The sequence below is a fragment of the Streptomyces sp. JLBG701 genome, from assembly GCF_058544905.1.
The window spans coordinates 10,645,570-10,660,286 of the sequence record NZ_CM178588.1; the positions used below are offsets into that span (position 1 = coordinate 10,645,570).

Annotated in this window: 4 protein-coding genes; 3 read left to right on the plus strand and 1 reads right to left on the minus strand. The window is 71.7% G+C overall.

What is annotated here, in order from left to right; translation table 11 throughout:
* The first annotated feature begins 142 nt into the window (after positions 1-142).
* Together AC5DRG_RS48700 and AC5DRG_RS48705 are read left to right on the plus strand one after the other, a co-directional pair.
* Positions 143-4,108, plus strand: coding sequence for a metallophosphoesterase (locus tag AC5DRG_RS48700; RefSeq protein ID WP_491806741.1), 3,966 nt, complete (start codon positions 143-145; stop codon positions 4,106-4,108).
* Between the two features lie 120 nt (positions 4,109-4,228).
* Positions 4,229-5,383, plus strand: coding sequence for a HupE/UreJ family protein (locus AC5DRG_RS48705; RefSeq protein WP_491806742.1), 1,155 nt, complete (start codon positions 4,229-4,231; stop codon positions 5,381-5,383).
* 25 nt (positions 5,384-5,408) lie between these two features.
* Here AC5DRG_RS48705 and AC5DRG_RS48710 read toward each other — a convergent pair whose 3' ends face one another.
* Positions 5,409-13,352 (minus strand): alpha/beta fold hydrolase, encoded by a 7,944-nt coding sequence (locus tag AC5DRG_RS48710; protein ID WP_491806743.1) that lies wholly within the window; start codon positions 13,350-13,352, stop codon positions 5,409-5,411.
* A 168-nt stretch (positions 13,353-13,520) separates the two neighbouring features.
* Here AC5DRG_RS48710 and AC5DRG_RS48715 point away from each other — a divergent pair, with 168 nt between their 5' ends.
* Complete coding sequence (locus AC5DRG_RS48715; protein ID WP_491806744.1) at positions 13,521-14,717, plus strand: cysteine desulfurase-like protein; 1,197 nt, start codon at positions 13,521-13,523, stop codon at positions 14,715-14,717.

Genomic DNA, 14,717 nt, shown 5'->3' on the forward strand with positions numbered 1-14,717 from the left:
GGCGAGGTCTCCTTCTCCTGATGGTTGACGGAAGATTTCACTCCGTTCATCCGCGCTGCCCAGGATCCGTCATGGGCATGTCGTGCATCGCGTCGTCACTGCGTGCCCGTCGGTTTGCGGCGATCGGGAGGGGCGACTGCTGATGGGGTCAACTCAGGGGCGAAGACGGCCGGGTGGCGGTTCAGGCGGACGACGGCTCGCGGGGGCGGCTCTCGCCGCTCTGCTCCTCGTCAGCGGGAACCTGACGACGGCCTACGCCGACGCCGATACACCGGCGCTGAGCGAGTCGGCGGACAGCACGAGTCTGCCGACGCTCACCCCCGGCGACGGGGCGTATCTGGAGGGCACGGAACAGATCGAGGCCACGCCGACCCTGGCCGGTGACTCCGTCACGGAACTCTCGGTCGACGGGCAGGCGGTCGACGCCGAGCGGACGGTCGGGGTGTCCCGGCTCAGCTTCGACGTCGGGTCGAACTCGACGGAGGCCCGCTACCACAACCACGTGCTGGTCAACGGCGACTACCGGGCCGACATCGGCGACCTCGTCAACGAGCGGGGCACCATCGAGATCCCGAACGAGCACCTGGTCAAGGGCGAGAACAGCATCGAGATCCTCGCCGGCACGGTCGACAGCGCCTGCGGCACCAACTACGACGACTTCGTCCTCTCCGACATCACCCTGGAGCTGCTCGGCGAGGTCGCGGACGGCGAGGAGAACGAGTACACGTACTCCTTCGGCGACGGCAGCTGCGGCACCAACACCTCACTGCTGACGAAGGCGACGCTCACCTTCTTCGTCCTCGGCGACCCCCAGGGAACCACGGGCCTCGAAGCCGCCCTGGACACCGCGAAGTTCACCAACGGCGAGCACGCCCTCACCGCGACGACCACCTCGGGCAAGACCGTCGAGAACACCGTGACGGTGAACAACGCCCCAGCGGGCGCGCCCCGGCTCATGCCCAAGGACGGCACCCTGGTGAAGGGCCCGCAGCCGGTGTTCGCGACCTTCCCCGCGGGTACCGAGGGCGGTGTCGAGTCGCTGACCGTGGACGGCGCGGCGCCCCTCACCAAGGCGCACCTCGGCAACAGTGCGGCGACGTTCTCCTTCGACGTCGGGTCGAACTCGATCGACGACAAGTACGACAACTACCTGCTGGTCAACGGCAAGCGCATCGACCTGGGCGGCACCTGGGTGAGCCAGCGCGTCGACATCGTGATCCCGGCCCGCCACCTGGTCCCCGGCGACAACACCATCAAGGTCGTCACCGGCCCGTACAAGGAGACGTGCGGCAACAACCGCGACGACTTCGACATCGCGAACCTCGCCCTCACCTTCGACGGCGGCACCGTCACGGGCCACGACATCGCGGCCTCGTACGCCATGGGCGACGGCAGTTGCGGCACCAGCGACGCCCGCCTGCGCGAAGTGGACCTGCACTACACGATCGACGCCCCGGCCGTGCATGTCTCCGACACCCTCGGCTCCGGGAACGCGACCCTCGGCTTCACCGTGGGCACCAACTCGATCGAGGCCCGCTACCAGAACCACATCCTGGTCAACGGACAGAAGCAGCTGCTCGACAGCGACTTCGTCAGCCGCCAGGTCAACCTGACCTTCCCCAACGAGTGGCTCGTCCCCGGCTGGAACACCATCGACTTCGTCACCGGCACGTACCCGACGTCGTGCGGCGACAACCACGACGACTTCGCCCTCTCCGGCATCACCCTCACCCCGGCGAACGGCACCGCCACCGGCCGGATGCTCAAGGGGTCGTACAGCCTCGGCGACGGCAACTGCGGTGACAACGTCAACCCGTTGACGGAGATCGACCTGGAGTTCTACGTCGACGGCCCGGCCCAGGGCCTGCGCGCCGACCTCGACACGAGCGGGCTCGACGACGGCAAGCACACCTTGGCCGCCACATCGAGGACCGACAAGACCGCGACCCGCGTCCTGGTCACCGACAACTCCGCACCCGCGGTCGCCGCCAGCACCCCGGCCGCCGGCCAGAAGATCACCGCGTCGGTCGTCCTCGACGTCCGCCTGGAGGACCTCTCCGGCGTGGTCAGCGGACCCGACGTCAAGCTCGACGGCACCCCGATCCAACTCGGCGCCGCCGTCGGCCCCGGACTGTCGGCCGGCGAGCACACGCTGTCGGTGTCCGGCACCGACGGCCTCGCCAACACCGGCGCCCGCGAGGTGAAGTTCACCTCCGCCGGCATCCCCGACACCCCCGCCGACCTCACCCCGGCCTCCGGCACGACCGACGCGGGCCGCGACGTGACCCTCTCGGCGAAGGTTGCCGAACCCGACGGCGGCCCGGTCAGCGCCACGTTCTCCGAGGCCGAGATCCTCACCCCGAACCAGGTCTACGAGGGCACCGCCACGTCCGTCCCCACCACGCTCAAGGTCAGGGGCGAGAAGAAGGTCAGGCCCACCGGCCTCGCCCCCGCCGACGGCAAGACGCTCGACGCGCCCGCCGCCGAGGACGTCACCTTCCAGCGCTTCGACATCCAGGTGAAGGGCCACGTCGACGCGCCGGTGCTGCGCTGGGAGGGCGTCATCGACCCCGAACGGCTCGCCGCGCTGCGCGTGTGGAACACCGGGACGAAGAAGTGGGACGTCCTGACCGGCGCCCGCGGCGCCGCCGAGGGCAACACCGTGCTGACCGTCGTCGTCGACCCCAAGTACGTCGACCACCAGCGCGTCCACGCCATGGTGACCGGCGAGGACCCCTTCGCCGACGACATCGACGCCGGCGACCCGAACCAGTTCGCCGACCCCTCCTCGTACGACTTCTCGATCGTCCACTACACCGACACGCAGTACCTCTCCGAGGGCGCGGTGGAACAGGAGACGGCCGAGGAGCGCGCGGTCTGGGAGAAGGCGTACGGCGATGTCACGCGCTGGGTCGCCGCCAACAAGGACGAGCGGAAGATCGCCTACGTCGCCCACACCGGCGACATCATCGAGAACAACATCCGCAAGCCCGCCGACGAGGCCGCGCAGCAGCAGGCCGTCGGTGAGTTCGAGGTGTCCTCGAAGCAGCAGAAGATCCTCGACAACGCGGGCGTACCCAACGGTGTGATCGCGGGCAACCACGACAACCAGTCGGGCACCGAGAACGGCCCGGACGCGATCTACAACCAGTACTACGGCCCTGACCGCTACCAGGCGCTCTCGCAGGGCTGGGAGCACGCCGAGTACGGCGGCCCGTGGCGCGAGGGCGACAACCAGAACCACTACGACCTGTTCTCCGCCGGCGGCGTCGACTTCGTCGTGGTCGGCCTGTCGTACGGGGTGACGCGCGAGGAGGCCGAATGGGCCGACTCGGTCTTCAAGCGCTACCCCGACCGCAACGGCATCCTGCTCTCGCACGACTACCTCGCACCGAGCGGCAACCCCGATGGACGCGGCGCCACGTTCTCCGCGCCCGACGGCTCGATGCTGTACAAGAAGGTGGTCCAGGACAACCCGAACGTGTTCCTGATCCTCGCCGGCCACGAACACGGCGTCGGCACCAACGTGAAGCCGAAGGTCGGCGAGATCTCCCACGACGTCGTCGAGCTGCTCGCGGACTACCAGTTCTACACGGTCTCCGCGGACCGCCTCGGGCTCACGGAGATCGGCGGCTACCAGCCCGACACCCAACTCCAGTTCGGCGCGAGCTTCTTCCGGATGCTCCAATTCGACGTCGACCGCTCCGAGTTGACCGTCGACACCTACTCGCCGCTGCTCGACGAGTTCGGCGCCACCGAGTACGACACCCTCCACCGCTACGACGGCACCGAGGACAACATGGTCCTCCCCGTCGACCTCACCACCCGCGAAACGACCTTCCGGACCGACTCGTTGGCGCTCTACAACCCCGTGGACGTCATCGGCAGGACGAAGGTCGACTCCGGCGAGGTGGCCTCGGTGACCTGGAAGGGCCTCAAGCCCGGCACGACCCACGCGTGGTTCGTCACGGCCCGCTCCACCGGCGGCGGCGTCACCGCCTCCGAGCCGAGCGTCTTCGTGACCAAGGACGCCGACGGCCGCCCCGGCACCTGGGACCCCGACAGCCCCTACTACCCGTGGTTCACGCCAACCACCGCCAGCCGATGACCAGTTGACCCGCCGGTAGCAGCACACTCCGGCAACCACGCCCGCCGTCCCGGCCCTGACCGGCCCGGGACGGCGGGCCCACCGAACTCCACCAACTCGCCCACGAGAACCGGGACCTCCATGCCCGATCCCTCAACCCGACCGCCACGGCCGCGCCCCGGCCGGCTTCGCGCGGCGCTCCTGACCACCGTCGCGGTCCTCTTCGCCGTACTCGTCCATCCGGCACCCGCGGTCGCCCACGACGCGACATCCACCGCCTACGTCGAGGTACAGGGCACCGAGGACCACGTCGAGGCGACCCTCGACCTCGAATACGACCTGCTGATGAAGTCGGCCTGGCTCTACGCCGAGGCATACGAGGCGAAGGGCCGCACCGCGCAGCTCCACCAACTCAAGACCAACGCCGACGCGGTCACCGAATACGTCACCGGACGCTTCGAGATCGCCCGCGACGGCACCGCCTGCACACCACGCAACACCAGTGCCGCGGACGTCCGCACCCGGGGCACCCGGCCGTTCGCCGTCCTCGTCCTGGCTTACAACTGCCCGGCGGCCGAGGGCAGTTACACAGTTTCCAGCGCCCTGTTCCCCGACGGCGAGAGCTTCGTCCACAGCACCGAGACGATCGTTCACTACGACATCGACGGCCGGCGGGGTTCCCAGGTGCTGACGGCCGCCGAGCCCACCCTCGAAGCCGGCGGGCACCACGAGTCCCACCAGATCGCGGAGTTCTTCGTGCTCGGCGCGGAACACCTGCTGTTCGGCCTGGACCACATCCTCTTCCTGCTGTCGTTGCTCATCGGCGCCCGCGGCCTGCGCGACGTCGTCAGGACGGCGACCGCGTTCACCGCCGCGCACAGCGTGACGTTCCTGCTGGCGGCCACGGGCGCCGTCAACGTGCCAGCCTCACTGGTGGAGCCGGTCATCGCGGCCTCCATCGCCGCCGTGGCGCTCGCCAACCTCGTACTGCGCGACCGCGAAGGCACCGAACGCTGGCGGCTGCCGACCGTCTTCGTCTTCGGTCTCGTACACGGTCTGGGCTTCGCGGGCGCGCTCGGCATCGACGACAGCTGGTCCTGGGAACTCCTGCTGTCGCTGCTCAGCTTCAACGTCGGTATCGAGGCAGTGCAGTTGGGCATCATCGCCGTGGTGTTCCCGCTGCTCCTCCTCCTGCGCCGCACCCCCGCACACCGCTGGGCCCTGCCCGCGCTGACCGCGCCCATCGTGATCGTCAGCCTGTACTGGTTCTGGGACCGGGTAGCCGTCGCGGCGTGACGGGGGTGGGCTGCGCGGCCTGCGCCTAGCCGAGCGTTGCCGTCCAGGCGCGGATGGCCTCTACGGTCGTGGGGGCGTGGTCGTCGAGGACGCTGAGGTGAGTACCGGGAACGGCCGTCGTGTCGTGGGGGGTTGGCCAGGACGACTTCCACTCCTGCGGCATGTCGGGCAGCGGCTGGGTGGCACGGATCAAGAGGGTGGGGACATCGGTGGGTTGTGGCTCCCAGCCGCGGAACATCCGGGTGTAGGCCCCCAGAGCCAGCAGGGTGAGGTCATCGACCACGGTGTCGAAGTGGTCGCCGACCGACAGGGCGGGCAGGGCCAGCAGCCATGGTTCGGCTTCCCGGGCAGGGGTGATGTGGTACGAGTCGATCAGGACGAGCCCGGCGGGGGGCGTGTCGTCCGCCGCGAGACGCGTGGTGAGGGCGTGGGCGGCCGTGCCACCCATGGAGTGGCCCACGACGACGTACGGACGCTCGCCGAGCTGCTGTCGCACGGTCGAGGCGTGCAGCTCGGCGAAGGTGTCGAGGTCTCGTGGCACCGCGTCGCCGTGGTCGATACCGGGGTGGCGCAGTTCGAGGACGTCCCGTTCGCCGTCGAAGCCGGGTGCGAGTCCGGCGTGCCAGGGTCTGCCGAGGGTGGTGGCGAAACCCGGAACGCAGACGAGCGCCGGGCCGCTCGCGCCCCTGGCCAGCGTCAGTGGCGCCACCGTGTGCCCGGCGGCTGCGTCGGGGCCGAAGGTGGGCGCGGCGAGGGATGCGGTCGCCACCATGTGCATCGCCGAGATCACGTCGCCGGTTTGGCAGACCCGGCGGTAGAGGGCGGGCAAGGACTGGCCGACGCGGTGGCGGCGTGTGCCGGGCAGGGAAGCCACACTCTCGACGGGCGTCGTCGGGGGAGTGGGCGCCGTCTTGGTCGTGGTCGCCCGGGAGTAGGCGGCTTCCGTCGGCAGGACGGCGCTCAACTCCTCGTACAGGTGCTCTGTGAGTTCCTGCGCGCTCGGTCGGTCATAGGCGAGGGTCGCCGCCAGCGGCAGGCCGGTCAGGAGGCTGAGCCGATTGCGCAGCAGCACGCTCATCAGCGAGTCGAGGCCCAGTTCGGGGAAGCCGCGGTCGACGGCGTTCGCGTCCGGGTGCCCGAGCACGGCCGCGACCTCGGCGCGGACCAACTCCAGCAGGGCGGGCGCCCGTTCGGGCACGGGCAGCGGCGCGAGCCGGTCCAGCCAGGCCCCGGCGGCGTTGTCGGGGTGGTCGTCCCCGGGGGATCCGGGCGACGCGGTCGGCCGGGCCTGACGCAGCAGGCCGCGCAGCGGCGGCGGAATCGGCGTCCCGGCCGTCAGTGAGCCGGGCGTGCGGTCCAGGGGCAGCGGCGCCAGGACGGCCTCGCCGTCGGCCAACGCGGCGTCGAACAGGGCCAGTCCCTGCTCGGGAGACACCGCGCGCACCGCACCGGTCTGGATCCGCTCGGTACGGGCCGCCATTCCGTCTGGATCCGCCCAGGGTCCCCACACCAGGGACAGCGCGGGCAGCCCGAGCGCGGCGCGATGCCGGGCGAGGGCGTCCAGGAAGGAGTTCGCCGCCGCGTAGTTGGCCTGGCCGGGGTTGCCGAGCAGGCCGGCCGCCGAGGAGAACAGGACGAAGTGCGTCAGCGGGAGGTCCTTGGTCAGTTCGTGCAGATCCCAGGCCGCGTCGGCCTTCGGCCGCAGGACCGTCGCCAGCCGCTGGGGCGTCATCGCCTCCAGGACCCCGTCATCCAGTACGCCGGCCGCGTGCACTACGGCCGTGAGGCCGTGCCCGAATTCCTTGACGAGGGAGGCCAGTTGGCCCCGGTCGGCGGTGTCGCAGGCCACCAGGTCGACCTGGGCTCCCGCCTGTTCGAGCTCGGCCCTGAGCTGCTGCCCGCCCGGCGCCTGTGGTCCACGCCGACTGGCGAGCACGAGATGCCGGACCCCGTGCCGGGAGACGAGATGCCGGGCCAGGCGTGTGCCCAGGGATCCGGTGCCGCCGGTGATCAGGACGGTGCCCGTGCCGAGCGTGCCACCGGTCGTCGGACCGGCCGTGGGTGTCAGTCGGGGGACACTCAACACGCCGTCACGGATGGACAGTTGGGGCTCGCCGGTGGCGAGGGCCGCAGGCAGGAGTCGTAGCGACTCGGGCCGCCCGTCCACATCCACGAGAATCAGGCGCCCGGGGTACTCCGCCTGCGCGGCCCGCAGCAGACCCCACACCATGGCGGCGGGCAGATCGGGCACCTCGGCGGCGGCATCACGCGTCACCACGACCAGCCTGCCCGGACCGGCGAGCCGCGTGCGCAGCAGTTCCACGGCGCGTGCGGCCAGGGCGTGCGCTGCGGCGGCCGGTTCGGCGCCGTCGACGCCGTCCGTGGTCAGCGAGGCCACGACCGTCTCCGAGGCAGGCGTGTCCGCCGGTGGCAGGGGGAGTACGGCACTCAGGCCGAGGTCGTCGGGCTGCACCACCATCAGGTGGGACCACTCCACCTTCGACTCGGACACTTCGTCCGGCGTCGGGATAGCGGTCCAATCCAGTCGGTACAGGTCTCGGGCCACGGTGGCGCCTGCTCCCGGGTCCGGGAGCGGACGAGTGGTCATGGATTCCAGTCGGGCCACTGGCGTGCCCGTGGGGGTGGCGAGGTCCACGGCGACGGTGTGCGCCCCGGTGGTTTCGATGCGGACGCGCAGCGCCGTGGCACCGGTGGCGTACAGCTTCATCCCGCTCCAGGCGAAGGGCATCCTCGCCTGGCCGGTGGGCGGTTCGGCGAGCAGCCCGGCGTGCAGGGCGGCGTCCAGCAGCGCCGGATGGAGGGAGAACTGCCGGGCCTGTGCGTCCGACACCGGGCCGACTTCGGCGAACAGCCCCTCTCCCCGCCGCCACAGGGCGCTCACGCCCCGGAACGCCAGCCCGTAGGCGTGCTGGGCGGCGGCCAACCGCTCGTAGGCGCCGGTGACATCGACGGGTGTGGCATCCGGCGGCGGCCACGCGGCCGGTGAAGCCGCCCGGTCCCGCTCTCCCGGGACGGCCGGGCCGAGCCGTCCGGTCGCATGGTGGGTCCAGGAGCCGAGTGCGCCGGACGACTCCGGTCGGGCGTACACGTCCGCGCTGCGGCGCCCGGTGGCGTCCGGCTCGCCCAAGGCCACCTGGATCTGGACGCGTTCGGCGTCGGCGGCCGGCAGGAGCAGCGGCGCCAGGAGGGCGAGGTCTTCGAGTACGTCGAGACCGCAGGCGTCGTCCGCGTGGAGGACCAGGTCGCAGAAGGCGGCGCCGGGTACGAGGGTGTGGCCGGCGATGACGTGGTCGCGCAGCCACGGCTGGGCCGCCCCCGACAGCCAGCCGCTGCTCAGCACCTGCTGCGTGCCGGGCACGGTGAGGGTCTGGCGCAGCATGGCATGGCCGGAGACCACTGGTTCGACGGGAGTGTCCGGCAGCCAGTAACGCTGGCGCTGGAAGGGGTAGGTCGGCAGGTCGGCCCGCCGGGCGCCGCTGTCGGCGTACGCCCGGGGCCAGTCCACCGACACGCCGTGGACGTGGAGCCGACCCAGTGCGGACAGCAGCGCCTGCGGCTCCGTCTCGGTGCCACCCCGGTGGGCCGCGGCCGTGAACAGCAGGCCCTCGCCCGCGTCGGCCAGAGCAGTGACGGCCTGGGCGGTGAGCTGCGCGTCCGGGCCGATCTCGGCGAACGCCGTCACCCGCCCCTCGTCCACCAGATGGCGTACGACGTCCCCGAACCGTACGGCCTCACGCACCTGACGCACCCAGTACTCGGCCGAACGCAGCTCATCGCCGACACCCTGACGCCCCGTCAGCCCGGACACCACCGGAATGCGCGGCGCCCGGTAGGTCACCTTGCCCGCGATGTTCCCGAACTCGGCGAGCATCGGCTCCATCAGCGCGGAGTGGAAGGCATGGCTGACCCGCAGCCGGGTCGAACGGCGCCCGAGCGACGCGAAGTGCTCGGCGAGGGCGAGGACGGCCTCCTCCTGGCCGGAGACGACGACCGCGCGCGGGCCGTTCACGGCCGCGACGCAGACACCGGCGGTCAGCTCGTCCATGATCTCCGCCTCGGTGGCCTCCAGCGTCACCATGGCACCGCCCTGCGGCAGTTCGCGCATCAACCGCCCGCGCGCCGCCACCAGTTCGACGGCGTCCGCCTCGGACAGGATCCCGGCGGCGTGCGCCGCCGCCAGCTCGCCGACGGAGTGCCCGGCCAGGAAGTCCGGCCGTACACCCCATGATTGGAGGAGTCTGAACAGGGACACCTCGAAGACGAACAGGGCCGCCTGCGCGAAATCGGTACGGTCCAACAGCGCTTCCTGCCCGGCGTCCCACATGACCGCGCGCAACGGGCGCTCCAGATGGGCGTCGAAGCGCGCGCACAAGGCGTCGAAGGCGACCGCGAAGGCCGGGAACACCTCGTGCAACTCCCTTCCCATTCCGGGCCGTTGGGCACCTTGCCCGGTGAACAGCAGGGTCAGCCGGCCAGCAGCGCCCGCCGGGTGCGGAGCGGCGGACGACGCCAGGGACTCCAGGGCGTTGAGCAGACGCTCGCGGTCGTCAGCCGGCAGGGCGGCCCGATGGGGGAGGGCGGCCCGGGCGGTGGCATGGGTGAACGCCACGTCCAGCGGGTCGAGTTCGCCCCGCTCACGCAGCACGGCGGCAACCTGTGCGGCCTGGGCCCGCAGACCGGCCGGGCTCGCGCCGGACAACAGCAGCGGAGGTGTCGCAGCCCGGCGAGGGGGCCGTACGACTGTCCTGTCCCGGGCCTCTTCGCTCTCCTCGGCCTCTTCCACGATGACGTGCGCGTTGGTCCCGCCGATCCCGAACGCGGACACCCCGGCCCGACGCGGCCGTCCCGGCACATGCGGCCACTCCTGCTGCCGGGTCAGCAGCCGTACGGCGCCGGAGGACCAGTTCACCCGGGGTGAGGGCTCGTCGGCGTGCAGGGTTTTGGGCAGGAGTCCGTGCCGCATCGCCAGTACGGTCTTGATGACGCCGCCGACTCCGGCAGCGGCCTGTGTGTGCCCGAGGTTGGACTTCAACGAACCCAGCCACAGCGGGCGTTCGGCGGGGCGGTCCTCGTGGACGGCGAGCAGGGCCTGTGCCTCGATGGGGTCGCCGAGCGCGGTACCCGTGCCGTGCGCCTCCACCGCGTCGATGTCCGCCGCGGCCAGCCCCGCGTCCGCGAGCGCCGTACGCAGGACCCGCTGCTGTGCCGGACCGTTGGGCGCGGTAAGGCCGTTGGAGGCACCGTCGGAGTTGACGGCCGAGCCGCGCAGCACCGCGAGCACCTGATGCCCGTGCCGCCGTGCGTCGGACAGGCGCTCTAGCAGGAGAAGGCCGACGCCCTCGCCCCAGGCGGTGCCGTCGGCCGCCGCCGCGAAGGGCTTGCACCGGCCGTCGGGAGCCAGTCCGCGCAGCCTGCTGAACGCGAGGAACGGCTCGGGCGTCGCCATGACCGTCACCCCGCCGGCGACGGCGAGCGAGCACTCGCCCTCGCGCAGACTCCGAGCCGCGGCGTGCAGCGCCACCAGCGACGACGAACAGGCGGTGTCCAGCGTCACGGCCGGCCCGCGCAGGCCCAGGGTGTACGCGATCCGGCCCGAGGCCACGCTGGGCGCCGAGCCGAGGGCGAGATGGGCCTCCAGCTCATGCCCGCCGCGGTGCAGCAGACGGCCCGCGTAGTCGGTGTGCATCAGGCCCACGAACACACCGGTGTCACTACCGCGCAGCCCGGCCGGATCGAGGCCCGCCCGCTCCAGCAGCTCCCATCCGGTCTCCAGCAGCAGCCGCTGCTGCGGGTCGGTGGCCAGGGCCTCGCGGGGCGACATGCCGAAGAACGCGGCGTCGAAGTCGGCCGCCGAGTGCAGGAATCCGCCCCTGCGGGTGACGGAGGTACCCGTCCGGTCCGGGTCGGGGTCGTACAGCCCGGCCACGTCCCAGCCGCGGTCGTCGGGGAAGTCGGAGGTCGCGTCGGAGCCGTCCACGAGCAGCCGCCACAGGTCCTCGGGGGAGGTGACGCCGCCCGGATAGCGGCAGGCCATGGCCACGATGGCGATCGGCTCTCCCCGCTCGCTGTGCATGCCCTCGCCGGGCGTGCGCGCGGGCCGGGGGCGGGAGTCGCCGCCCAGCGTCCGGCGCAACCAGTCCGCCGCGGCGGCGGGAGTGGGGTGGTCGAACACGAGCGTGGCGGGCAGGTCGAGCCCGGTCGCCGCGCCCAGCCGGTCCCGCAGCAGCACACCGCCGAGCGAGGTCAACCCCAGCGCGGTGAACGGCCGCTCCGGATCGAGGTCGTGCGCGGGCACCCCGGCCGTGCGCGCGATCTCTTCGAGAACCAGCTCCAGCACCGCGTCCGACTCTGCCGCCAGCCGCCGGGCCAGCGCGGCCGAGGCATCCGCCCGCTGCCGGACAAGCTGCTCGGCGAGCAGTTCGGCGAGCGCAGGCCGGACGATCTTCCCCGAGGCGGTACGCGGGACGGTCGCGGTCTGGTGGATCTCGTCCGGCACCTTGAACCCGGACAGCCGCTCCCGGCAGACGTCGATCAGCCGCGCGGTGTCGACACCGTCGGGCCCGGGCACCACGAAGGCGACTGGCACCTCACCGAGCACGTCGTGCGGGCGGCCCACGACGGCCGCGTCGGCGACACCGAGGCAGGCGAGCAACACCTGCTCCACCTCGGTCGGGTTGACGTTCTCACCGCCCCGGATGATCAGTTCCTTCACCCGGCCGGTGACCCTCAGCCGCCCCCGCGCCGTGAGCCGTCCGAGGTCACCGGTCCGGTACCAGCCGTCGGTGAAGGCCTCCGCCGTGGCCTGCGGCCGCTCGTGATAGCCGGCCATCACAGAGGGACCGCGAACCCAGATCTCCCCCTCGACCCCGTCGGCGACCTCGTCCCCGGTGAACGGATCGGCCAGCCGCACCGCGAGCCCCGGCAGCGGAGTACCGCCGGCCGCCTTGTCGCCGGACTCGTCGAGCAGATCGACCGCGATCTTCCCGGAGGTCTCCGTGGAGCCGTAGCCGTCCAGCAGCGGAGCGCCCAACACCTCCTCGACCTCGGCCCGCAGCCCGGGCGGACACGGCGAGCCCGCTGTCACACACGCGCGCAACGAGGAGGACAAAGGGGCGGCCGTCCCACGCACGGACTCCAGCAGCAGCCGGTAGGTGGCGGGCACCCCGGCCAGCAGCGTGAACGGCTCGGCGGTCAGAGCCTGGGCGACGTCCGCACCCCGCTCCAGGAGACGGGCGCTCGCACCCACCGACACCACCCCCAACAGACACAGGGAATGCGCGTAACAGTGGAACATCGGCAGGGGCCACAACAGCCGATCCGCCTCCCGCAGCCCCCACGCCGGCACATACGCCCCCGCCACCGACCACAGAGCGGACCGCTGCGTGGAGACCACACCCTTGGCCTCGCCGGTGGTCCCCGACGTGTAGAGGATCCAGGCCGGATCGTCCAACCCCAGGTCGTCCCGGGGCAGCAGACCCGAATCCGTGCCGGCCAGATCCTCAAAGGCGACCGCACCCGCATCCGAGTCGCGCGGTCCTACGACCACCACCCGCAACCCGGGTCGCCCCGCCGCGAGCCGCTCCACTCCCGGCAGCAGCGCCTCCTCGGTGACGACCAGCATCGCACCGCAGTCGTCGAGTGCGTACGCCAACTCCTCTTCCGACGCACCGGGGTTGATCAGCACGCCGACAGCCGCGGCTCGCAGCGCACCCAGACAGGACTCCACCAGCTCAACCCGATTGCCCAGATGGATCGCGACGCGCTCCCCACGCCGCACCCCGAGCTGAACCAGATGCCCCGCGATCCGACCGGTCCGCTCCTCCAATTCCCCATAGGTGACGGTCCGATGGGCATCCCGGTAGGCGGTCTTGCCTCCCAGTCGAGCGGCGTGCTCCCTCAAAGTGCCGGGCAACGCACGCACCAACTCGCCCCGGAAATCCCCCGTCATCCCCACCCTTTCGAACACAGGACTTTTCCGGCAACCGTACGTCAGCCGAATGCGAGTTCTGTGACAGGACATGCATAGGGAGGTTCGGATGATCGCGGGCAGGATGGGCGGTGAAACACCGGCCCCCGCCCCACCCTTTTGTCGCTCTCCCTCCCGACTGGAGTACGCATGGCCCTCGACGTCGACGCCCTCCGCGCGCAGATCCCCGCCCTGAAGTCGGGCACCGCCCGCTTCGACGCACCCGGCGGCACCCAGACCCCGCAGCCGGTCATCGACGCCATGGTCGACGCACTGGCCCATCCCCTGGCCAACCGTGGCTTCGTCACCGAAGGCGAGCGCAACGCGGAGGCGATCGTCACCGCCGCCCGCGAGGCACTGGCCGACCTGGTCGGCGCGCAGCCGCGCGGCATCGTGTTCGGCCGCAGCGCCACCCAGCTCACCTACGACTTGTCCCGCGCCCTCGCCAAGACCTGGGGGACTGGCGACGAGGTGGTCGTCAGCCGCCTCGACCACGATGCCAACATCCGCCCCTGGGTCCAGGCGGCCGAGGCGGTCGGCGCCACCGTCCGCTGGGCCGATTTCGACCCGCTCACCGGCGAACTCCACCCCGAACACATCGCGGCCGCACTCTCGCCGCACACCCGGCTGGTCGCCGTCACCGCGGCGTCCAACCTCATCGGCACCCGGCCCGACCTCCCCGCCATCGCGGGCCTGGCCCACCAGGCCGGGGCTCTGCTGCACGTCGACGCCGTGCACTACGCCGCGCACGCGGCCGTCGACCTGACCGCGCTGGGCGCGGACACCCTGGTCTGCTCGCCGTACAAGTTCCTCGGCCCGCACCTCGGCGTCCTGGCGAGCAGCCCGGACCTGCTGGAGACGCTGCACCCCGACAAGCTGGCACCCTCGACCGACGCCGTCCCCGAACGCTTCGAACTGGGCACGCTGCCCTACGAGTTGCTGGCCGGGGCCCGCGCGGCCGTGGACTTCCTCGCGGCCCTGTCACCGCAGGCGTCGGGCTCCCGCCGCGCACGCCTGCTCGCCGCCTACACAGCGCTCGAATCCCACGAGGAGACCCTGCGGAGCCGCATCGAAGGAGGCCTGGCGGACATCCGCGGCCTCACCGTCCACTCCAGGGCCGAACAGCGCACCCCCACCCTGCTGTTGACCCTGGCCGGCCATGAACCGGCAGCCGTGGCGAAGTACCTGGCAGAGCGGGGCATCGACGCCCCCGCCGGCACGTTCTACGCCATGGAGCCCGCGCGCCGGCTGGGACTGGGGGACGTGGGCGGCGTACGCCTCGGGCTGGCGCCGTACAACTGCGTCGAGGACGTGGACCGGCTGCTGGAGGCATTGGGAAGCCTCTGA

Coding starts and splice junctions, on each gene's coding strand:
- AC5DRG_RS48700 (WP_491806741.1), top strand. CDS start 143: ATGGGGTCAACTCAGGGGCGAAGACGGCCGGGTGGCGGTTCAGGCGGA.
- AC5DRG_RS48710 (WP_491806743.1), bottom strand. CDS start 13,352: ATGACGGGGGATTTCCGGGGCGAGTTGGTGCGTGCGTTGCCCGGCACT.
- AC5DRG_RS48715 (WP_491806744.1), top strand. CDS start 13,521: ATGGCCCTCGACGTCGACGCCCTCCGCGCGCAGATCCCCGCCCTGAAG.
- AC5DRG_RS48705 (WP_491806742.1), top strand. CDS start 4,229: ATGCCCGATCCCTCAACCCGACCGCCACGGCCGCGCCCCGGCCGGCTT.